The organism is Vibrio sp. F13, from assembly GCF_020806305.2.
Lineage (GTDB): Bacteria > Pseudomonadota > Gammaproteobacteria > Enterobacterales > Vibrionaceae > Vibrio > Vibrio crassostreae_C.
The window spans coordinates 1,591,684-1,612,768 of sequence record NZ_CP170175.1 but is presented as its reverse complement, the minus strand read 5'-3'; the positions used below and the strand labels follow the sequence as shown (position 1 = coordinate 1,612,768).

At 46.4% G+C, this 21,085-nt stretch carries 17 protein-coding genes; 7 read left to right on the top strand and 10 right to left on the bottom strand.

The window, feature by feature from the left end:
* Nucleotides 1-43 precede the first annotated feature (43 nt).
* Both LMH68_RS07330 and greB read right to left on the bottom strand, forming a co-directional pair.
* Nucleotides 44-2,374 carry a Tex family protein gene (locus LMH68_RS07330; RefSeq protein ID WP_229648015.1) on the bottom strand — a complete coding sequence of 777 codons (2,331 nt, stop codon included), beginning with the start codon at nucleotides 2,372-2,374 and terminating at the stop codon, nucleotides 44-46.
* 663 nt (nucleotides 2,375-3,037) lie between these two features.
* Nucleotides 3,038-3,520, bottom strand: coding sequence for a transcription elongation factor GreB (gene greB, locus LMH68_RS07325; protein ID WP_017062470.1), 483 nt, complete (start codon nucleotides 3,518-3,520; stop codon nucleotides 3,038-3,040).
* Between the two features lie 178 nt (nucleotides 3,521-3,698).
* Here greB and ompR point away from each other — a divergent pair, with 178 nt between their 5' ends.
* Both ompR and envZ read left to right on the top strand, forming a co-directional pair.
* The gene (ompR, locus tag LMH68_RS07320) at nucleotides 3,699-4,418 is read left to right on the top strand and encodes a two-component system response regulator OmpR (RefSeq protein WP_008218409.1); all 720 of its coding nucleotides are present in this window, start codon (nucleotides 3,699-3,701) and stop codon (nucleotides 4,416-4,418) included.
* A 153-nt stretch (nucleotides 4,419-4,571) separates the two neighbouring features.
* Entirely contained in the window at nucleotides 4,572-5,867 is a 1,296-nt protein-coding gene (gene envZ, locus LMH68_RS07315; protein WP_102332605.1) for a two-component system sensor histidine kinase EnvZ, read from the top strand.
* A gap of 276 nt (nucleotides 5,868-6,143) precedes the next feature.
* On the opposite strand, the gene recG is transcribed toward envZ, so the two are convergent.
* From recG to gmk, 4 genes are all read right to left on the bottom strand, one after another.
* The gene (gene recG / locus LMH68_RS07310) at nucleotides 6,144-8,222 is read right to left on the bottom strand and encodes an ATP-dependent DNA helicase RecG (RefSeq protein ID WP_229648014.1); all 2,079 of its coding nucleotides are present in this window, start codon (nucleotides 8,220-8,222) and stop codon (nucleotides 6,144-6,146) included.
* A 255-nt stretch (nucleotides 8,223-8,477) separates the two neighbouring features.
* Nucleotides 8,478-10,604 (bottom strand): bifunctional GTP diphosphokinase/guanosine-3',5'-bis pyrophosphate 3'-pyrophosphohydrolase, encoded by a 2,127-nt coding sequence (gene spoT, locus LMH68_RS07305; protein WP_048612458.1) that lies wholly within the window; start codon nucleotides 10,602-10,604, stop codon nucleotides 8,478-8,480.
* Nucleotides 10,605-10,643: 39 nt separating this feature from the next.
* On the bottom strand, nucleotides 10,644-10,916 hold the full coding sequence (gene rpoZ, locus LMH68_RS07300) for a DNA-directed RNA polymerase subunit omega (protein ID WP_009848003.1): 273 nt from the start codon (nucleotides 10,914-10,916) through the stop codon (nucleotides 10,644-10,646).
* 119 nt (nucleotides 10,917-11,035) lie between these two features.
* The gene (gene gmk, locus LMH68_RS07295; RefSeq protein ID WP_017062466.1) at nucleotides 11,036-11,659 is read right to left on the bottom strand and encodes a guanylate kinase; all 624 of its coding nucleotides are present in this window, start codon (nucleotides 11,657-11,659) and stop codon (nucleotides 11,036-11,038) included.
* Nucleotides 11,660-12,425: 766 nt separating this feature from the next.
* Here gmk and LMH68_RS07290 point away from each other — a divergent pair.
* From LMH68_RS07290 to LMH68_RS07280, 3 genes are all read left to right on the top strand, one after another.
* Entirely contained in the window at nucleotides 12,426-13,796 is a 1,371-nt protein-coding gene (locus LMH68_RS07290; protein ID WP_017062465.1) for an NCS2 family permease, read from the top strand.
* 221 nt (nucleotides 13,797-14,017) lie between these two features.
* Nucleotides 14,018-14,443, top strand: a complete 426-nt coding sequence (locus tag LMH68_RS07285) for a phosphate-starvation-inducible protein PsiE (RefSeq protein ID WP_017062464.1) — start codon at nucleotides 14,018-14,020, stop codon at nucleotides 14,441-14,443.
* A gap of 310 nt (nucleotides 14,444-14,753) precedes the next feature.
* On the top strand, nucleotides 14,754-14,966 hold the full coding sequence (locus tag LMH68_RS07280) for a cold-shock protein (protein WP_004735656.1): 213 nt from the start codon (nucleotides 14,754-14,756) through the stop codon (nucleotides 14,964-14,966).
* A 331-nt stretch (nucleotides 14,967-15,297) separates the two neighbouring features.
* Here the strand turns inward: LMH68_RS07280 and LMH68_RS07275 are convergent, their stop codons facing one another.
* Nucleotides 15,298-16,164: a YicC/YloC family endoribonuclease gene (locus tag LMH68_RS07275; RefSeq protein WP_017063084.1), complete on the bottom strand. Its 867-nt coding sequence runs from the start codon at nucleotides 16,162-16,164 to the stop codon at nucleotides 15,298-15,300.
* Nucleotides 16,165-16,412: 248 nt separating this feature from the next.
* On the opposite strand from LMH68_RS07275, the gene rph reads away from it, so the two are divergent.
* Together rph and pyrE are read left to right on the top strand one after the other, a co-directional pair.
* On the top strand, nucleotides 16,413-17,129 hold the full coding sequence (rph, locus tag LMH68_RS07270; protein WP_019826449.1) for a ribonuclease PH: 717 nt from the start codon (nucleotides 16,413-16,415) through the stop codon (nucleotides 17,127-17,129).
* Nucleotides 17,130-17,361: 232 nt separating this feature from the next.
* Nucleotides 17,362-18,003 (top strand): orotate phosphoribosyltransferase, encoded by a 642-nt coding sequence (pyrE, locus tag LMH68_RS07265; RefSeq protein WP_017059267.1) that lies wholly within the window; start codon nucleotides 17,362-17,364, stop codon nucleotides 18,001-18,003.
* Nucleotides 18,004-18,080: 77 nt separating this feature from the next.
* On the opposite strand, the gene lpxL is transcribed toward pyrE, so the two are convergent.
* From lpxL to coaBC, 3 genes are all read right to left on the bottom strand, one after another.
* Nucleotides 18,081-19,061: an LpxL/LpxP family Kdo(2)-lipid IV(A) lauroyl/palmitoleoyl acyltransferase gene (lpxL, locus tag LMH68_RS07260; protein WP_229648013.1), complete on the bottom strand. Its 981-nt coding sequence runs from the start codon at nucleotides 19,059-19,061 to the stop codon at nucleotides 18,081-18,083.
* A gap of 39 nt (nucleotides 19,062-19,100) precedes the next feature.
* Nucleotides 19,101-19,691 (bottom strand): nucleoid occlusion factor SlmA, encoded by a 591-nt coding sequence (gene slmA, locus LMH68_RS07255; RefSeq protein WP_004741428.1) that lies wholly within the window; start codon nucleotides 19,689-19,691, stop codon nucleotides 19,101-19,103.
* A 139-nt stretch (nucleotides 19,692-19,830) separates the two neighbouring features.
* A complete protein-coding gene (coaBC, locus tag LMH68_RS07250; RefSeq protein ID WP_065584549.1) occupies nucleotides 19,831-21,072 on the bottom strand; it encodes a bifunctional phosphopantothenoylcysteine decarboxylase/phosphopantothenate--cysteine ligase CoaBC in 1,242 nt (413 codons plus the stop codon).
* Nucleotides 21,073-21,085: the final 13 nt, after the last annotated feature.

Here is a 21,085-nt window from a genome sequence, read left to right as displayed (position 1 = left end):
TTTTTTGTTTTAGGCGAATCAGCTTTTCAAATGAGCTAACGGATTACTTTTTCGCTTTTGCAAAAGCAGCAGCGAACGCACCACCCATCGCAGCGTTTTGTTGCGGCTCTTCACGACGGCGTTGGCCACCTTGTGAATTTTGGTTCGGGCGGTTTTGCGTGCGAGGCGCGCTTGAGCGCTGTGCACGGTTGTCTTGTCCAAGCTCATCTTTCATGCGCATGCTTAGCGCAATACGTTTACGTTGAACATCAACTTCCATTACCTTCACTTTCACGATGTCACCGGCTTTTACCACTTCACGCGGATCAGAAACAAAACGATCGGTCAGTGCTGAAATGTGCACCAAGCCGTCTTGGTGTACGCCAATATCCACGAACGCACCAAAGTTTGCCACGTTCGATACCACACCTTCTAAAATCATGCCCGGTTCTAGATCTGAAACACTGTTTACGCCATCGGCGAAGGTTGCAGTCTTGAACTCAGGGCGAGGGTCGCGTCCCGGCTTATCCAGCTCCTTGATGATGTCGGTGACCGTTGGAACACCAAAGTTTTCATTGGTGTAATCAACCGCGTGCAAACCACGTAAGAAGTCGGTGTTACCTACCAGAGATTTGATGTCTTTGTGGTTTTTCTCAGCAATGGTTTTCACTACTGGGTAAGCTTCTGGGTGAACCGATGATGCATCTAACGGGTTCTTACCATCCATAATACGTAGGAAACCAGCACACTGTTCAAAGGCTTTTGGCCCTAAGCGAGCGACTTTCTTTAGCGTAGTACGTGCTTCGAAGCGACCATTCTCATCACGGAAATCCACGATGTTCTGAGCGATGGTGCTAGAAAGGCCGGCTACGCGAGTAAGTAGCGCGGCAGACGCGGTATTCACATCAACGCCTACGGCGTTTACACAGTCTTCGACAATCGCATCTAGGCGCTTAGCGAGCATAGTTTGGCTCACATCGTGTTGGTATTGGCCCACACCGATCGATTTAGGGTCAATCTTCACTAGCTCTGCCAGTGGATCTTGCAGACGACGAGCAATAGACACCGCACCACGAATTGATACATCCATGTTCGGGAACTCTTTTGCAGCTAGTTCAGACGCGGAATACACCGATGCGCCCGCTTCGCTAACAATGATCTTTTGCGCTTTTAGGTTGCCGCGTTTAATTACGTCAGCCACAAAGCTGTCGGTTTCGCGTGAAGCCGTACCGTTACCAATCGCAATTAAATCAACATTGTATTTACGAACCATTTGCTCAACAACGTGCGCAGATTTGTCGTATTGTTTTTGAGGCGGGTGAGGGTAAATGGTTTCTGTCGCCAGAACTTTACCGGTTGAATCTACCACCGCGATTTTCGAACCGGTACGTAAACCCGGATCCAAGCCCAAGGTTGCACGAGGTCCAGCCGGCGCTGCCATGAGTAGGTCTTTTAGGTTGGTTGCGAATACTTCAATCGCTTCGATCTCTGCACGCTCTTTCATTGCGCCCATCAATTCAGTTTCCATGTGCATAGAAACCTTAATGCGCCATGCCCAGCTGATCACTTGCTTACGCCACGCGTCCGCAGGAGCACTGCTCAGAGTAATGCCGTAGTGATCAGAGATAATGTTCTCACAGTATGAACCACGTACACCTTCTTCTTGCTCAGGATCGGCATTCATCGCCAGTGTTAGGAAGCCTTCATTGCGGCCACGCAGCATGGCAAGTGCACGGTGAGACGGCACTTTGCTGAGTGTTTCGTTGTGCTCGAAGTAGTCTTTGAACTTCTCGCCTTCTTGCTCTTTACCTGTCACTACACGAGCGACTAGCTCTGAGTTGCGTGTTAGGTGTTGGCGAATCTTTTCTAGTAGGTTTGCGTCTTCCGCAATGCGTTCCATGATGATCGCACGAGCACCATCGAGAGCAGCTTTGGTATCGGCAATGCCTTTATCGTTGCTGATGAAGTTCGCCGCTTCCGTTTCTGGATCGTGCTGTGGTTCATTCCACAGTGTGTCGGCAAGTGGTTCTAAGCCCGCTTCAATCGCGATCTGGCCTTTAGTACGGCGCTTTGGTTTGTATGGCAGGTATAAATCTTCTAGGCGAGTCTTGCTGTCTGCTTGAGTGATATCACGCTCGAGTTCTGGCGTGAGTTTTCCTTGGTCTTGAATCGACTTAAGAATTGTTTGGCGACGATCGTCTAGCTCGCGAAGGTATGAAAGGCGGCTATCAAGGTTACGTAGTTGGGTATCGTCTAAGCCACCCGTAACTTCTTTACGGTAGCGGGCAATAAAGGGAACGGTGTTACCGTCGTCAATTAGGTTTACTGCGGCAGTGACTTGCTCAGAACGGACATTCAGTTCTTCAGCGATCAGTCGACAGATAGCTTGGCTCATCCGATGAATCTCTTATTTAATATCATGACAAATACATGGGGGTGAGCGTACGCTTTTTCTAGCTTTGGCTGTGTAATTATCCTGTCAGAAGTCGAATTTCCGTTTCTGATACCCGCTTTGTGCGAGATCTCTTACAAGTGATGTGAGACTAAGTCGCTTTAGACCGATGAAATCGTCTTGATGTTACACTAAGTTGCTGATTTTATTTGATTGTGTGTTTGTGGGCGTATTTCTCACCTGAAATGTTTTTTAAGACTATCTAGGAAACACGGCCATTTGCCGTAATATTTAACTTGTCGACAGGGAGTTGGCAGGAACAGGAAAAAGCCTAATGGACTAGGTATCTTCAGGATGAAGATTTGATTACTTAGGATGAGTGGTCAGCAAGGAAGTGATAATCTCTGGATGAGATTCGCCAGTCAGGATGACAGGCTAGAATGGACACCGCTAGGATGGCGATGAACAAAAAGGAAATTGGTTAAAGGATTTAGCCACTATCAAGGAAAGATGCAGGGAGCACCTTATCTCGAAGAGATAAACAGTAGCCGGATTGCTGCGATAGAGACTTAACCCCGCTAGGCGAAAGCCTTGCGGGGTTTTCTTTTATCTGGAGTTTGGGTTTGCTGAACACTCAGTTTATCGCTAAGTGTTTATTAAGTTTGGTTATTCGTTGTCTGCGTAGCGAATCGAGTTAATGAACCACTCTTTGTCGCCTTCCGGTGTTTTTACCGTAAACTCGTCATCTACTTCTTTCTTGAGCAGAGCTCTAGCCATTGGTGAGTCGATAGAGATATAGCCTTTAGCATCGCCGTAGATCTCTTCTGGGCCGACAATTCGAAACTTCTTAATTTCCCCATCATCATTCTCAATTTCGACCCAAGCACCGAAAAATACCTTACCTTCTTGTTGTGGCGAGTAATCAACGATCGTGACATCAGGTAGGAACTTTCTTAAAAAACGCACTCGGCGATCGATCTGACGAAGTAGACGCTTATTGAAGGTGTAATCTGCGTTTTCTGAGCGATCTCCAAGGCTTGCCGCCCAAGTGACTATCTTAGTAATTTCAGGGCGTTTCTCGTGCCATAAGTGGTCATGTTCTGCTTTGAGCTTGTTATAACCTTCTCGAGTAATAAGTTTGGTTTTCATAAATCTGACTTAATGAAATGATGATCTAAGATAGAATATATAGAAAGGCAACATACGTTAACAATTATTTAGGCGACTTTTTCTCCAATAATGTTACATTTTTAATGTCTTATACCAATATACAATTTACCAAGAATGCTTAACCTTAGGTTTAAGCTTTAATAGGTGGAACCATTACATGCAAGAAAACTACAAAATTTTAGTGGTCGATGACGATGCTCGTTTACGTGCACTGTTAGAGCGCTATCTGTCAGAGCAGGGCTTTCAAGTGCGTAGCGTGGCAAACAGTGAGCAGATGGACCGCCTGTTAACCCGTGAAAATTTTCACTTGATGGTATTGGATTTAATGTTGCCGGGCGAAGATGGTCTATCGATCTGTCGTCGTCTACGAAACGCAAACAACTCGCTACCAATCCTGATGCTTACTGCAAAGGGTGATGAAGTGGATCGCATTGTGGGCTTGGAAGTGGGTGCTGATGATTACCTGCCAAAACCATTTAATCCACGTGAACTGCTTGCTCGTATTAAAGCTGTACTGCGTCGCCAAGTCATTGAAGCACCGGGTGCACCAAGCACAGAAGAGTCTGTGGTTGAGTTTGGTGAGTTCCGCTTGAACTTAGGTACTCGCGAAATGTTCCGCGGTGAAGAGCCAATGCCGCTTACTTCGGGTGAATTTGCGGTTCTTAAGTCCTTGGTAACGAATGCTCGTGAGCCAATGTCTCGCGATAAGCTGATGAACATGGCTCGTGGCCGTGAGTATTCAGCAATGGAACGTTCTATCGATGTTCAGATTTCACGTCTGCGTCGTCTAGTTGAAGAAGATCCAAGCAAACCTCGCTACATCCAAACGGTGTGGGGCTTGGGTTATGTATTCGTTCCAGATGGCAAAGCTGTGTAATTCAGCTTAATAAGCTCTACAGTAGCTTTATCGATTCTGTGAATCTTACGGGTCATCTCATTAATATGCGATGGCCCGTTTTCTATTCAGCACAATGGTTTAGAGTTATAGTCATATAACACTTTCTTTATCTTTCTACATCTCGGGTACCCCATGCGTATACGTAGCTCCTTTACTCAGTCGATAGTGCTTTTCTTAACGCTATTGGTCGCTAGCCAAATTTTTTCTTATTACGCGGTGTTTAACTATGCGTTGATGCCAAGTTTGCAGCAGTTTAATAAGATTTTGGCTCACGAGCTAAACCTGGTATTGGACCAAGGCAGTGATATCGAGATCGATGCGCCATTGCGTCAGCGTGTGCTTGAACAGCTCGGGGTAACCGTTCACGCCAAGGACAGCGAAGCGGCGGGTGAGTATTACCATGCGGTCGCAATCGACCTGATGAGTGAGGAGATGACCAAGGAGCTGGGTTCTGAAACTGAAGTGCGGCTGATCTTGGGTAAAGAGAGCTATGTGCTTTGGATGGACATTGCGCAGTTACCCAACTCTTTAATTCGTATTCCGTTATCAGAGCTGCAAGAAGAGGATTTTGCACCACTGTTTCGTAACAGTCTGATCATGGCGCTGTTGATTGTCGCAGGTGGTTGGCTGTTTATCCGATTGCAAAACCGTCCGTTGATAGCGCTAGAGAAAGCGGCGCAAGGTGTCGGGCGAGGTGATATTCCACCGCCATTGCCAGTTCAAGGCGCACAAGAGATTCGCTCGGTAACTCGAGCCTTTAACCAGATGTCGAAAGGCATCCAAGAGCTAGAAGAAGACCGCGCCTTGTTGATGGCGGGTATCAGCCATGATTTACGTACTCCGTTAACGCGTATTCGCTTAGCGACTGAGATGATGTCACCAGAGGATGCCTACTTAGCTGAGGGGATTATCAGTGATACCGAAGAGTGTAATGAAATCATCAGCCAGTTCATGGATTACCTAAAGCCTGTCGACCGAGATTCATTCCAAGCGGTGTTTGTCGATGATATTGCTCGTGAGGTATCGAGCTCTGAGGGTGGCTACGAGGTTCAGATTGAAACCGATATTCCAGAATCGATGAAGCCAGCGCTAGGTAATCCGATCGCGATGAAGCGTGCTGTGAGCAACTTGGTGGTGAATGCGCTGCGTTACGGTAATGGTTGGGTCAAGGTATCAACTGGTATGACGGCGGATAACAAGCTTGCTTGGGTGACGGTAGAAGATAACGGGCCGGGTATTCCACAAGACCAGATCGGAAAGCTGTTTGAACCTTTCACGCGTGGTGACACGGCTCGTGGTAGCGAAGGAACGGGCTTGGGCTTAGCAATTGTGAAACGTATCGTTAGCCAGCATCAAGGTGCTGTTGTGGTCAATAACCGCAGTGAAGGTGGCTTAAAAGCGCAGATCAGTTTCCCGGTTAAGCCCTAGTTATCATCGGTCCGTTTGATGACGATAAGTTCGGTTCGAGGAACGGTTAAGAGATCCCCGACTCGGTCATTCTTCCCTCTCCGAGGATGACGAATTGCTAACCATGGACTTTGATGATGAAAGTTTACTTTGATCGTCATTCCCTATCGTGAGGAACGAGCGAATAGGGAATCTCGCTCTTGCTTGATGAAAGTAACGCACACTAAAAAGGCTTCCTTGAGGAAGCCTTTTTTACGTTTGAATACGGTCTCAGTGTTAACTATGCCTTAGTGTTAACTACGCCTTAGAGTAAACATCGCGTTCACCCAACCAACGGTTGATGATCGCCTTAGCATTGTCTGGGTAGCTATCGTGAATATGACGCGCAATACGCTGCACTTCAGGTATCAAACGTTGGTCACGAATTAGATCGGCGATCTTGAAATCAGCCAAGCCAGTTTGTTTGGTACCGAGCAATTCACCGGGGCCACGGATTTCTAAGTCGCGCTGTGCAATCACAAAGCCATCGTTACTTTCACGTAGCACACCTAGGCGTTTCTGAGCGGTTTTAGACAGCGGAGAGTGATACAACAATACACAATGACTTGCGACCGAACCTCGGCCGACACGGCCACGCAGTTGGTGCAGTTGCGCTAGGCCAAGACGTTCTGGGTTCTCGATGATCATTAAGCTCGAATTCGGAACATCCACGCCCACTTCAATCACGGTTGTCGCAACCAATAGATGCAGCTTGTTCTCTTTGAACTCTCGCATCACCGCTTGTTTCTCGGCGGGTTTCATACGGCCATGGACTAAACCAATTTTTACGTCAGGCAGTTTGCGTTGCAGCTCTTCTGCAGTGTCGGCCGCGGCTTGCGCTTCTAATACTTCGGATTCATCAATTAGCGTACATACCCAGTAGGCTTGTTTGCCTTCATTGAGACACGCATTTTTCACACGTTCAACAATGTCATCGCGCTTGGTATCAGGAATTGCCACGGTTTGAATTGGGGTTCGTCCCGGTGGCAGTTCATCAATAATCGAAGTTTCGAGGTCGGCATAGGCCGTCATTGCTAACGTTCGTGGGATTGGGGTAGCGGTCATGACCAACTGATGGGGGTAGTAGCCTTGCTTTGCGCCTTTCTCACGTAGCTCTAATCGCTGGTGGACACCAAATCGGTGTTGCTCATCAATGATCACTAAACCAAGGTTTTTGAACTCGACATGCTCTTGGAACAGGGCATGAGTACCGACCACCATTTGCGCTTCGCCACTGGCAATACGTGTTAGTTCAGTTTCACGAGCTTTGCCTTTGAACTTACCTGCTAGCCATCCAACTTGAATACCCATTGCCTCAAACCAGTTGGCAAAGTTAATCGCGTGTTGTTCTGCGAGTAGTTCAGTGGGTGCCATAAGTGCTACTTGTTGACCGTGTTCCAATGCGCGAACCGCCGCCAGTGCAGCGACTAAGGTTTTACCAGAGCCCACATCACCCTGTACTAAACGCATCATAGGGTGTGGCTTTTCAAGGTCGGCTTCGATCTCTTTAGTCACCCTTACTTGAGCATTGGTTGGTGAAAACGGAAGTTGAGCTAACAACTTATCTTTGAGGATGTTTACCGGAGGGAAAGGCATCGCTTTGTCTTGCTGCCCTTTACTACGAACAGACAGCATCGATAGGTTTTGCGCCAGTAGCTCTTCCATAATCAGGCGCAGCTGCGCAGGGTGTTTACCTTCATCAAACAGCTCTAGGTCAATGCCTGGAGGAGGCCTGTGAATGGTATGCAGTGCTTGCGCGAGTGTTATTTGGTGGTCGTATAAACCGGATGGGAGAAGCTCGTTAACTGCGGCCTTGTCGATTAACTCTAAAGCTTGATCGGTAAGATTACGCAGCGTGACTTGTCTTAGCCCTTCGGTGGTTGGGTACACCGGAGTCAGATTGGCTTCAACGTCTGGCTGTTGCCTCGGCGCAAAGAATTTGTAGTCAGGATGGACGATCTCAAGCCCCATATTACCGCGCTTGATCTCACCATAAGCATGCACTTGTTTGCCTTCGGCAAAGTTATTCTTCATGCCTGCAGTGAAGTTGAAAAAACGTAGGGTAATAGTGCCATTACCATCACTGATCTTTACTGCGAGCATCTTACGTTTGCCGAAAATGGTATCGACGTGCATTACCTTGCCTTGCACTGCTGCCCATAAACCAGCATGCAGTTTTACGATGGGATAGATACGCGTTCGATCTTCATAGCGCAAAGGCAGGTGAAACAGCAGGTCTTGTACATTGTTAAGCCCAACCTTCTCTAGTTTCTCTGCGACTTTAGCGCCGACTCCAGATAAAGAGTTGAGAGGGATAGCAGATAAAAGCTGTGACATAACAAGGCTCATAAACGTAAGAGAGATAATCTATTCAAGCATTTTACTGGATTTTTGTACAGGATAAAGCGTAAGAGCAGATTAGGAGCAGATGCGGGATGCGGGTAAACGAGACACGAAGGAATGAAGAGCAGATACGGGGTACGAGTAAACGAGATACGAAAAGATTAAAAAAGATGTGGAGCCAAGATGGTGAGTCACGAAGTCTTTTGCTCTTCGCATCTCGCCATCTCGAATCCCTCATCTTTACTTTGATCAGTTCTTACGACGTCTTACTTTCAGCGCGTGTGGCATCACACGTAGCTTTTTCATAATACTTGCAAGGTGAACACGATCTTTGGTGGTCAGCAAGATAGTCACTGTGTACAGGCGTCCATCACGTTCTTCGGTTGAAATACCGTGAATGTTAGAGCCTGTTTTTGAGATAACGTTAGTTAACTCAGCCAGTGCACCTTGGTGGTTCTGCAGATCAACCTGAAGTTCAGCGGTGAACTCTTGGTCGTAATCGTCAGACCATTCAACCGCCATGTATTTGTCTGGTTCTTTCTGGTAACCACGAACGTTTGGACAAGTTTCACGGTGAACCACAAGGCCACGACCTGGAGATACATGGGCAATAATGTGATCATCTGGAATCGGGTGACAACAGTTAGCGAACGTCAGTAGCAGACCTTCAGCACCACGGATTGGAAGTTTCTTCCTCGGTGTGTCGCTGTTGTTTTCTACTTCAGTCAGTTCGTCAGCATCACCAAGCAGACGACGAGCAATTACGATACTCATCAGCTCACCAAGACCAATCGACGCCAGCAAGTCTTCAACGCTTTCTAGGCGTAAGTCAGACAATACATGTTCTAGATTCTCTTGGCCGATATCGGCAATAGAGTGTTCGCCAAGTGCATGATTCAGTAAACGACGGCCTAGCGTGATCGACTCTTCACGACGCATGGTTTTCAGAACCTGACGGATCTTAGTACGTGCACGTGATGTCACCACGTAGTTGAGCCATGCTGCATTCGGACGTGCGCCCGGAGCACTGATGATCTCAATGGTTTGACCGTTCTTCAGCGATTTGCTGAGTGGGTAAGGGTTCATGTCTACACGAGCACCTACACACATGTTGCCGACATCGGTATGCACCGCGTAAGCAAAATCGACCGCTGTTGCGCCTGCCGGAAGTTCGACAATGCGACCCTTCGGCGTGAACACGAAGATCTCATCTGGGAACAGATCAGACTTAACGTTTTCAATGAATTCGAATGAGTTACCCGCGCTTTGTTGCAGCTCAAGTAAGCTCTGCATCCAACGTTGTGCTTTAACCTGTGCGGTTGTGCCATTACTGCTGCGTGAGCCGTTGCCTTTGTAAGACCAGTGCGCCGCGACACCTTTGTCTGCCATTTGATCCATATCTTCAGTACGGATCTGAACCTCAACTGGCACCCCGTGAGGGCCGATCATTGACGTGTGCAGAGATTGGTAGCCGTTGGCTTTTGGTACCGCAATATAATCTTTCATGCGGCCAGGACGAGGCTTGTACAGGCTGTGAGCCTGACCAAGTACGCGATAACAAGTATCTGGGGTATCAACCACGACGCGGAAAGCGTAGATGTCCATAATGGTGTGGAAGCGCTGCTCTTTAGTTTTCATCTTGTTGTAGATGGAGAACAGGTTCTTTTCACGACCAAGTACGCGAGCTGGTAAACCGACCTCTTCAAGGCGGCCTTCAATTTCGCTATGGATACGTTGGATCATTTCCTTACGGTTACCACGCGCAGCTTTCACTACGTTTTTAAGTACGCGATAACGGTTAGGATAGAGGGCTTCAAAGCCTAACTCTTCTAGTTCGGTCTTGATGTTATGAATACCAAGACGGTGAGCTAGTGGAGAATAAATCTCTAGGGTTTCACGAGCAATACGACGCTTTTTGTCAGGACGAAGTGCCCCAAGCGTGCGCATGTTGTGAGTACGGTCAGCTAATTTGATCAAGATAACGCGGATGTCTTGCACCATGGCGAGAACCATCTTGCGGAAGTTCTCTGCTTGCGCTTCTTTGCGATCACGAAATTTAAGCTTATCCAGCTTAGATACACCATCAACCAATTCAGCAACGGTATTGCCAAATTTTTCCTCTAGATCTTCTTTAGTGACATCACAGTCTTCGATGACATCATGAAGCAGAGCAGCTTGCAGGGTTTCGATATCCAGACGCATTTCTGCCAGGATTCTTGAAACAGCTACAGGGTGGATAATGTATGGTTCACCGCTTGAGCGGGTTTGCCCTTCATGGGCGTCTCTCGCTACCACATAAGATTGACGCAGAGCCTCAATTTGAGGCTCTGTTAGGTATTCTTGGGCAACGTCTTTGAGGCTATCGAATAGATACAAATTAAAGGCCCGGAAGGTTAATTAGTTCGAATGACGTTCTTAACGAGTGTGAGCGATGCTGCTTACTGCTGCAAGTTCAGCCGCTTCTTGCTCTTGTTGCTCTTGACGCTCACGAGCATCTAGTACGTCTTTAGTGATAAGACCTTCTTCGATTTCGCGAAGAGCGATAACCGTTGGCTTATCGTTTTCTTCAGGCACTAGTGAATCTTTACCGCCAGTTTGCATTTGACGTGCGCGGCGAGCCGCAATAAGAACTAGGTCGAAACGGTTGCCAACTTTTTCAACAGCGTCTTGAACAGTTACGCGTGCCATGAGGACTCCAAATAGTAATTAACTAATAAATTTTTGATGACGAGAAAGTATACAAGTTTAACTAGATACTTTCTAGATCACCGTATACTTATCTCAATAGAAAATCTAGGGGATCTAGATTATTCCGCTAATAAAGCAGTAAGCATGCCGCTGTATTTCGCTGCTTGCTTATCTTCTTTTAAGCGCTCCGCACGAATGATAGCTCTGAAGTCCATTAGGGCTGCATCAAAGTCGTCATTCACGATCACATAATCATATTCTGCATAGTGAGAAATCTCTGATTTTGCTTCGCTCATGCGTTTCGCAATAACTTCGTCGCTGTCTTGACCGCGAACATTCAAACGACGCTCTAGTTCACCATTTGATGGTGGAAGAATGAATACACTCTTCGCTTGAGGCATTTGTTCACGGATCTGACGAGCACCTTGCCAGTCGATATCTAGGAATACATCGATACCGCGGTTTAGGTTTTCTTCAATCCAAACGCGTGAAGTACCGTAGTAGTTGCCGAACACTTCAGCGTACTCTAGGAATTCACCTTTAGTAATAAGGTCTTCAAAATGATGCTTCTCTACGAAGTGGTAGTGAACACCATTTTCTTCACCAGGGCGCATACCGCGAGTGGTGTGTGAAACAGATACCTTCATTGCGTAGGTTGGATTGGTTTCTAGCATTGCTGAGATCAAGCTCGACTTACCTGCGCCACTAGGTGCAGATACGATGTAAAGAGTACCTTTGCCCATCTGTATATTTCCACTGTTGGTTGGATTGAGTGAAGGCAATAAACCTACACTTTAAAAGATAGCACTGACTCTAATTTTTGTTCCGATGGCGCATCTACTAATTGTGCCGTTGGTTACGTCTATAAAGAGATAACGAGTAAAACTAATAGAAGCAACTGGTGAAAATTAGGTCAGAAAAATGGAGGCGAAGAGTAGCATATTTAGATGATTGAGAACAACTGGCTTGATCGTTATTTATTAGCGAATGATCTTCTCAAGGATCTTTGTATAAATGTAATGACTCGTCATCGGTACTTTTTTATGTGATCTGGACAAAATTTGTTGAAGTTTTAATCTCAATCCTTACAATCCGCGCAAACGATTAAATGCTGTATATATCTAGGGTCTGTTGACCTTTCGCGATGGAGTTTTGTTCGAGAAAAAATCGTTTTAGGCGCGGCAAGGAGTTTGTAGCCTAGTATTCTAAGTAAAGACTCCTTAACAAAGCATAAAACGATTTTAGCCGAACCCTTCGGGCAGCGTTTGTTGGTGATTTCTACTGCGTTATCGACTTCTTATGTAGGCTAGCTACACTTCAAAGTCTCTGCCTTGTAGAAATCCCCAACAACTCGCTGCAAAAATCATCTCGAAGGGCCAACAGACCCTACTAGACTAGATGTTTCTACTACCGAGCCTACCTTGGTGACTACAGTTTTTAGTGTAGAGACCTCTCTATTCTCACAGCATTTGAATCACCAAATTCTTAATTTATTGCAAAGGTTTTGTTGTGAGTACCGATTCCACCCTGAAAGCCCAGAACACCTCTGGCTCGCTTGATTCGATGTTTAAAATCACTGAAAGAAAAACCACGATTGGCACTGAGCTGTATGCGGGTTTCATTACTTTCTTGGCGATGAGTTACATTCTGGCGGTTAACCCAGCAATTTTGGGTGATATTCCAGGCATGGACAAAGGTGCCGTGTTTACTGCAACGGCTCTGTCTGCGGCAATCGCAACCCTAATTATGGGCATTTGGGGCAACTACCCTGTAATGCTAGCGCCGGGCATGAGTATGAACGGCTTTTTCAAAGGTCTGCTGTTAAGTGGATCTGTTGCCGTGCTTTGGAATGAAGCGCTGTTCGGTATCTTCCTATCTGGTATTTTGTACCTTGCGTTCTCATTGACCAATATTCGTAAATCGATGATTGAATCGATTCCTGAAGATTTGAAGTTGGCGATTACCGTGTCTCTCGGACTGTTCATTGCTTTCTTAGGTCTTAAGAATGCGGGCATCATCGTTTCTAACCCATTCGTATTGGTAGGCTTAGGCGACATTTCTGATCCAAAAGTGATCATCGCTTACGTGAGCATCTTCATCGCACTGGGTTGTATGGTTCGTGACATCAAGCTAGCAACGTTCATCTCATTCGTTTCTGCTATCGTGTTGACGATTCTTGCTGACGTCTTCATGGGCACTTCAAACGCACCAATCCCAGAGCAGTTCATTGCTATGCCACCAAGCATGGCTGGCAGCTTCGGCGCTATCTTCGATTTCTCTGCTTTCACGCCAGAGAAAATGTTCGACCTACTGTTCATCGTACTTATCTTCTTGATTGTCGATTTCTTTGATGGCTTGAGCACCATTGTCGGCGTTGGCCGTGATGCGGGTATCATCGATAAAGACGGCAAGGTGCCAAACGCGAAATCGGCTCTAGTAGCAGATGCGGGCGGTACTGTGATTGGCTCTATTCTTGGTACCACATCAATTACCGCATTCTCTGAGTCTGGCATCGCTTCTTCTCAAGGTGCGAAAACGGGCTTGGCAGCAGTTATGGTGGCTGGTCTGTTCCTAATCTCGCTATTCCTATACCCAATCTTCTCTATCTTCTCGGCTGCAATGGTTGCACCGGCGATGGTAGTGGTTGGCATCTATATGGTCGGTCGCCTTGGTCAGATTAATTGGGAAAAGAAAGAGTCACGCATTGCAGCCTTTTTTACCATCATGTTCACAGTGCTAAGCTTCTCTCCTGCGAACGGTATGGCGATGGGCTTCATCAGCTACGCATTCACAATGGTTGTGGCAGGTAAGCGCAAAGAAGTACACCCGCTTATCTACGGACTGTGTGTGGTGTTCTTAACTTACCTGATTCTGCTTTAAGGCTAATTAGTCACTAAGAAGTCGCTAAGTAAAAGACAAACAGATGGCTCTGCAGTGAATGCGGGGCCATTTTTGTATTTGTTGCTTTTTACCGTTGCTTCTTAATGTTGGTTACCGATGAGTTGATGGCGTTAGCCTAAAGTCGGTGCTTTGACAGTACGCGACTTATATTGATGCATGCTATTGTAGAGACTGGATTAATTATTTTTTGAAGAGTGACTATGCCTTCTCACTTACCTAAATCTTTTAGTAAGCCGTTTTTAAAAGTATTCCACATTATGGAAGCGGTATTGCTGGTGGCGATCACGCTCGCGACCTTGTTTGCGATGGTCGAAGAGTTCATGCATGTCTTCGCTGAACGCCGTGTACAACTGACCGACATTCTGCTGATGTTCATCTATTTAGAAGTGTTGGCCATGGTTCAGCAGTTTGTGATGAACGGTAAGATCCCAGTGCGATACCCAATCTATATCGCGATGATGGCGATTGCTCGTTACATCACTTTGGGCATGAAAGAACTCGATGCGGTATTGATCGTTTGGTTATCTTTAGCGGCATTTATCTTAGCAGCAGCAACTCTGTTGATTCGAGTCGGTCACCATTACTGGCCATATGTCGATCTCAGAACTAAGCAGCCGGACGAGTAAAATTTTTGAGATCAAAGTCTTACAAATCAAGCCCGGCGACCTAGCTGGGCTTGAATTCAAGCCAACCGAACAAAAAAACATCAATTATTTTCAAATAAAGCTTTACAACCCGACCCAGATCACCAAGAATGGCCTCGCTCTGTTTTCAGAGTTATTAAATGAAACATCAGTTGTAAAGTAAAACCCTTAGTATTGCTTCATTGTTATTCTCAGTGTTTCCCTTGGCTTCATAGATACATTAAATAATTCAAGCTTTCAGCGCATCGCACTTTTGGCGATTAAATTTTTATTTTTATATAAGGGACACATCATGTCTAACAAAACAAACGGCGTAGTAAAATGGTTTAACGAAGAGAAAGGTTTCGGTTTCCTAACTCAAGACAACGGCGGCGCTGACGTATTCGTACACTTCCGTGCAATCGCTTCTGAAGGTTTCAAGACTCTTAAAGAAGGCCAACAAGTGTCTTTCGAAGTAGAGCAAGGCCAAAAAGGTCTTCAAGCTGCAAACGTTGTAGCTCTATAAGATTTTAGGTCGGCGCAGGTTGCAACAGCAACTTGCGTCACTTTCTCTCTCAAATTTGTTTCCCCCCTCAGTTTTACCGCAACACTCTTCTCCATTAGCAATACCCTCTCTAAGTATTCAAAAATCCTGTTTTACGTCCGTTATCTCGTTCTAACTATCGTTGTATCTGTTCTTTGCTCTAACTCAACCTTCTACGTAACAACCAGTCACTTGCTCATCCTGATTACTATTACTGTATCCATAAAAAAAGCCCCTAAAATTAGGAGCTCATTTTGATCTAATCAACACTGATTAAGCTGATTATTCTTTATCGTGTACAGCTTACAGACTGTTATTCAATGTTTTGGATCTGCTCACGCATCTGTTCGATAAGAACCTTAAGCTCTACGCCTGATGCTGTGATGTCTGTGCTGATAGACTTAGACGCTAGCGTGTTTGACTCACGGTTGAACTCTTGCATCATGAAGTCTAGCTTACGGCCACAAGCGCCACCTTTCTTCAGTACTGCATTTGCTTCTTTCACGTGAGAATCTAGACGGTCTAGCTCTTCTGCTACGTCTGACTTCTGCGCAAGTAGGATAAGCTCTTGCTCAACACGAGAACCTTCCAGTTCGATTTTCGCATCTTCAAATTTGGTAAGAAGACGCTCACGTTGCCACTCTAGGATCTCAGGCATGCGTGCACGAACTTTCACTACTTCTTCAGTGATTGCATCTAAGCGCTGTACGATTAGCGCCTTCATGTTCTCACCTTCACGAGCACGAGCATCAATGAACTCTGCGATAGCATCGTTGAATGCTTCAAGTAGGTCTTTGTTGATGGCATCCATGTCTTGCTCTGGCGTTTCCATCACACCAGGCCAGTTCATGACTTGGAATGGGTTCAAACGGCTCTCTTCGCCAGTCATCGTCATTACTTGGTTCGCCGCATTGATTACTTGCTGAGCCAAACCTTCGTTAATGCTTAGTTCGCCCTTTGCAGCAGGGTTTGCTTCAAAGCGTAGGTTACATTCAACCTTACCGCGCGCTAGACGCTTACGGAAACGCTCACGCAAGATTGGCTCTAAACCACGGAACTGTTCAGGCATACGGAAGTAAGTTTCTAGGTAGCGTTGGTTTACACTACGGATTTCCCATACTGCGCTGCCCCAATCGCCTTTTACTTCTTTGCGTGCGTACGCGGTCATACTATAAATCATCGAATTTTCCTGTCTTTTATCATTCTGAAAATAACGCGCACGCATAGTATCACGATATGGTGTGCTCTCGAAGCCTGTCGCTTTTCACTGTAAATAGCCTTTCGTGATAAATAGCTTTGAACGGTAAATAGATTTGCACGATAAACTGCTATATAATCTTGCCCCAATCAAAACTGTCTCACCCCTTTCTTAGGTGATGCACTCTTTCGATAGTAAATCACTTCAGACTGTTAATAAGGTAGATACCAATGCGTCCAAATGACCGCGCTGTAGATCAAATTCGTCCAATTAAAATTACTCGTAACTACACAGCTTATGCTGAAGGTTCTGTATTAGTTGAGTTCGGCAACACTAAAGTTCTATGTAATGCGACGGTAGAAGAAAACGTACCGCGTTGGTTAAAAGGCCAAGGAAAGGGTTGGGTAACGGCTGAATACGGCATGCTGCCACGTGCAACGCACACTCGTAACCGTCGTGAAGCGGCGAGCGGCAAGCAAGGTGGTCGTACGATGGAAATCCAACGTCTGATCGCTCGTAGCCTACGTGCTGTTGTTGACCTGAAAGTAATGGGTGAAATTATGATCACTGTCGATTGTGATGTTATCCAAGCAGACGGCGGTACTCGTACAGCTTCTATCTCAGGTGCAAGCGTTGCAATGGCTGATGCTATCAACAGCCTACTAGCAAGCGGCAAACTGAAAAAGAACCCAATGAAAGGCCACGTAGCGGCAGTTTCAGTGGGCATCGTTGGTGCACAAGCACTGTGTGACCTTGAGTACGTTGAAGACTCAGCAGCCGATACCGACATGAACGTTGTAATGACGGAAGACGGTAAGATGATTGAGATTCAAGGTACCGCAGAAGGCGAACCGTTCAGCCACGAAGAGTTGATGCAGCTTTTAGCCCTGGCGAATAAGGGCATTGCTGATATTGTTGAAGCGCAGAAGTCGGCGTTAGCAGAATAGTTTTTAGATAGCTCCTTTTTTAAGGGGCTATTTTTTTATTTTCGTCATATATAACTCTACACCAGCGTTAGCTGCAATTTTTCACCCTAATCACATAGGTCCCCTATGCTCATAGGGCTGAAAAACCTTGCTGCCTTGTTGTAGAGCTATCTATTTAGAAAATACATCATTGTTAGCTTCCTGAGCGATTGGAAGTTAGGAACTGGAAAGTAAATTAATTTAGAGGATGAGCATGAAAGCATATCAACGTGAATTTATTGAATTTGCACTAGAGAAAGAAGTACTTAAGTTTGGTGAGTTTACTTTAAAGTCTGGCCGCAAGAGCCCTTACTTCTTCAATGCTGGATTGTTTAATACAGGTCGTGACCTAGCGCGCTTAGGTCGCTTCTACGCAGCAGCATTGGCTGATTCTGGCATTGAGTTTGATGTACTATTTGGTCCTGCATACAAAGGTATCCCAATTGCAACGACGACAGCGGTTGCACTAGCGGATCACCACGATGTAGACACGCCTTACTGCTTCAACCGCAAAGAAGCGAAAAACCACGGTGAAGGTGGCAACCTTGTCGGTAGCGCGCTTGAAGGTCGCATCATGTTAGTGGACGACGTGATCACTGCAGGTACTGCGATTCGTGAGTCGATGGAAATCATCCAAGCAAATGGCGCTGATTTAGCGGGCGTGCTTGTTGCTATCGACCGTCAAGAGAAGGGCAAAGGCGAACTGTCTGCGATTCAAGAAGTTGAGCGTGACTTCGGTTGTGCGATTATCTCAATCGTTAGCCTGACTGACTTGGTGACTTTCCTTGAAGAGAAAGGCACAGACGCAGCACACCTAGAGTCAGTAAAAGCATACCGCGCTCAATACGGCATCTAATACTACTCGTAATTAGACTATAGAATGCACAAGGGGCTGATGATTCATCAGCCCCTTTCCTTTTGGTTCAGTATTCATTATTTATAACGAATGCCGCGCTCCACTTCTGGGTCTTCCATGGTCTTAAAGCGCTTGTGCAGCCACATCCACTGTTCTGGTGCTCTTAAGATAATCTTCTCAAGGTAGCGGTTCATGTAGGCGGCAGCCGCTTTCTCATCTTTCTGCGGGTAGTTTTCTTCGATTGACTCATCAGCCATGATTTCATATTTGCCGTTGGCATTTCTAAAACCAGACCCCGGAACAAGTGCACATCGGCTGGTGTAAGCCAGAATACTGGTGCCTGTTGTGGTACACGCATCTTCTACTGCGAAGAAAGGCACAAACACAGATTTGTTACGGCCGTAATCATGATCCGGCAGATAGAAAAGGATCTCACCCTGACGCAGGATTCGAATCATACGTTTGACGTCTTTACGGTGAATCAGGCGATTGCCGTTCTGAGTACGACCGCGGTATTGAATGAATTCATAAGCTGGGTTGTTGTGCGGGCGATAAACACCTAAACCAGAAATACCTAATACAGCCATTGCTCGCGCAGTGATCTCTAGGTTCAAGGCATGTACGCAACATAGTAGAACACCTTTACCGTTGTCTTTGTGTGTACGCAGCGTTTGGGTATCTTTATCTACTAGGATTCTTTTGAAGCGCCACGTTGGCCAAAACCAGGTAATGCCCGTTTCGATGAGTGCCATACCGGTGTTCTTGAAGTTCTCACTGACCATTGCCGCGACTTCATCTGCTGGCTTGTCTGGGAAGGCGAGCTCCAAATTACGTGTTGCTACCGCGACGCGCTTTTTACCATAGCGAGCCCCCAAAGAGCCTAACGATCGGCCTAACAGCAGTAAGAGGCGATAAGGGAGAACGTTAACGATAAGCGCCAATAACCCAAAACCGAACCATACTCCCCAGTATTTAGGGTGGAGTAACGCCAGAGTAAAGGGTGGCTTAGTAATAACGTGTTGTGCAGTGCTGTTTGTCGGAGAAGTTTTCGTCGTCATAACCATCACTTAAGATTTGATTGCTACTTAATTTGATTGTTACTTAATCTGAGCGCTTAGCAGAGCCCAATAAGCATCAAAGTTTTCTGTTGGTTGATATTTGAAGTCTGAGCGAACAAATCGATTCAAGCTGCCTTCAACTTGACCGAGCAGTTGAGCGGCTAAGATTTTCTCATCAACCGGGAATGATTTCCCTTCACGAAGCTTTCTTTCACGCAGGATCTGGCGAAGTTGCGTCTCAATGCGTTCGAAAAGTTGGTTGATGCGATCACGCAGGCGTTCATTTTCAAACATTAGAGCATGACCAGATAAAATTCGAGTCAGGCCTGGGTTACGTTCTGAGAAAACTAAGATAAGTTGTAGTACTAGGCGTATGCGCTCTAGCGTGTCTTTCTCTTCATCCAGAATACGGTTGATTCGAGACATCAACGCTTCTTCAATGAACTCGATCAGGCCTTCAAACATGCGGGCTTTGCTTGGGAAGTGGCGGTATAACGCAGCTTCAGAAACACCCACTTGCTTGGCCAACTTTACCGTTGTGATACGAGAAGCACCTTCGGTCGATTCCAACATTTGTGCGAGAGCTTGTAGGATTTCTTCACGACGGTTTGATTTTCGAGTACCAGCCATCTATTTACTTCCTTTCCTAAAGATGAGGATTGAGTGAAGAAGGATTATAAACACCATTCAATTCTGTTTCCTAGTTTTGTGAGCCCTAGGTCAACAGAATCGAGAGGTGTCAGCAGATTATCAGAGCAAATTTGTGCGTTTATACATTAATAAGCTGTTGGATCTGATCGAGGATCTGGAAACCAAGTGTGTCTTTGCTTTCCAGTGGCAGAGATTTATCGCCGCCTTTCCAATAAAGGTGCAGCTCATTGCTACTGCTATTGAAGCCTTGGCCTTCAACTGAGACGTCGTTGGCGCAGATCATATCGAGGTTCTTTCTTTCCAGTTTACCGCGTGCGTACTTCTCAACATCTTGAGTTTCTGCTGCGAAGCCGACAGTAAATGGGCGACCTTCGGTCATTGAAGCGACAGAAGCGACAATATCTGGGTTTTTAACCATTTGAATGGTCATGTCGTCTTTACCGTCGACCTTTTTAAGCTTTTGGTCTGCAATGGTCTCAGGGCGGTAATCGGCAACTGCGGCGCAGCTGATGAAAATATCGTGTTGAGAAGCGTTAGCAGTAACGGCATCAAACATCTGTTGTGCGCTGTCGACATCAATACGATTAACTTTATTTGGCGTTGCTAATGAAACAGGGCCGCTGATTAGAGTCACTGTTGCGCCTTGTTTCGCGGCTGCTTCAGCCAGTGCATAGCCCATCTTGCCCGAGCTGTGGTTGGTAATGTAACGCACCGGGTCAATCGCTTCACGAGTCGGGCCTGCAGTAATAAGCACAGAACGGCCAGCAAGTGGCTTAGGTTGGAAGAAGTCTTCACAGCGATGCACGAGCTGCATTGGCTCTAACATACGACCCATACCGACATCACCACACGCTTGCTCGCCAGCCGCTGGCCCCCAAACTTCACAACCACGACGTTTTAGCGTTGCGATGTTCTCTTGAGTGGCAGGGTGGCTGTACATTTGTTGGTTCATTGCTGGAGATACCGCAACTGGCGCATCGGTTGCTAAAACCAAAGTGGTCAGTAGGTCGTTACCCATGCCCGCTGTCATACGAGCAATCAGGTCTGCGGTTGCTGGCGCTAGTAATACCAAGTCAGCCCACTTTGCGAGCTCGATGTGCCCCATGGAAGCCTCAGCAGCAGGATCAAGCAAACTATCAGACACTGGCCTTCCAGAGACGGCTTGCATGGTGAGAGGAGTGATGAACTCCTTGGCTGCATTTGTCATCACGACTTGTACTTGCGCCCCACGCTCAATTAAGCGTCGAGTCAGTTCGGCACATTTATACGCAGCGATACCACCACTAATGCCAAGTAGGATTTTTTTCCCAGCTAGGCCTTGTAGGTCAGCGTTATCCAGTTGATTAACCAATGTTTGCATGATTCTGTTCCTT

Bases quoted from the DNA above. Each gene is read 5' to 3' on its own strand.
- LMH68_RS07330 (WP_229648015.1), bottom strand. From the start codon at position 2,374: ATGAGCCAAGCTATCTGTCGACTGATCGCTGAAGAACTGAATGTCCGT.
- greB (WP_017062470.1), bottom strand. From the start codon at position 3,520: ATGAAAACCAAACTTATTACTCGAGAAGGTTATAACAAGCTCAAAGCA.
- ompR (WP_008218409.1), top strand. From the start codon at position 3,699: ATGCAAGAAAACTACAAAATTTTAGTGGTCGATGACGATGCTCGTTTA.
- envZ (WP_102332605.1), top strand. From the start codon at position 4,572: ATGCGTATACGTAGCTCCTTTACTCAGTCGATAGTGCTTTTCTTAACG.
- recG (WP_229648014.1), bottom strand. From the start codon at position 8,222: ATGTCACAGCTTTTATCTGCTATCCCTCTCAACTCTTTATCTGGAGTC.
- rpoZ (WP_009848003.1), bottom strand. From the start codon at position 10,916: ATGGCACGCGTAACTGTTCAAGACGCTGTTGAAAAAGTTGGCAACCGT.
- gmk (WP_017062466.1), bottom strand. From the start codon at position 11,659: ATGGGCAAAGGTACTCTTTACATCGTATCTGCACCTAGTGGCGCAGGT.
- LMH68_RS07285 (WP_017062464.1), top strand. From the start codon at position 14,018: ATGCCTTCTCACTTACCTAAATCTTTTAGTAAGCCGTTTTTAAAAGTA.
- LMH68_RS07280 (WP_004735656.1), top strand. From the start codon at position 14,754: ATGTCTAACAAAACAAACGGCGTAGTAAAATGGTTTAACGAAGAGAAA.
- LMH68_RS07275 (WP_017063084.1), bottom strand. From the start codon at position 16,164: ATGATTTATAGTATGACCGCGTACGCACGCAAAGAAGTAAAAGGCGAT.
- rph (WP_019826449.1), top strand. From the start codon at position 16,413: ATGCGTCCAAATGACCGCGCTGTAGATCAAATTCGTCCAATTAAAATT.
- pyrE (WP_017059267.1), top strand. From the start codon at position 17,362: ATGAAAGCATATCAACGTGAATTTATTGAATTTGCACTAGAGAAAGAA.
- lpxL (WP_229648013.1), bottom strand. From the start codon at position 19,061: ATGACGACGAAAACTTCTCCGACAAACAGCACTGCACAACACGTTATT.
- slmA (WP_004741428.1), bottom strand. From the start codon at position 19,691: ATGGCTGGTACTCGAAAATCAAACCGTCGTGAAGAAATCCTACAAGCT.
- coaBC (WP_065584549.1), bottom strand. From the start codon at position 21,072: ATGCAAACATTGGTTAATCAACTGGATAACGCTGACCTACAAGGCCTA.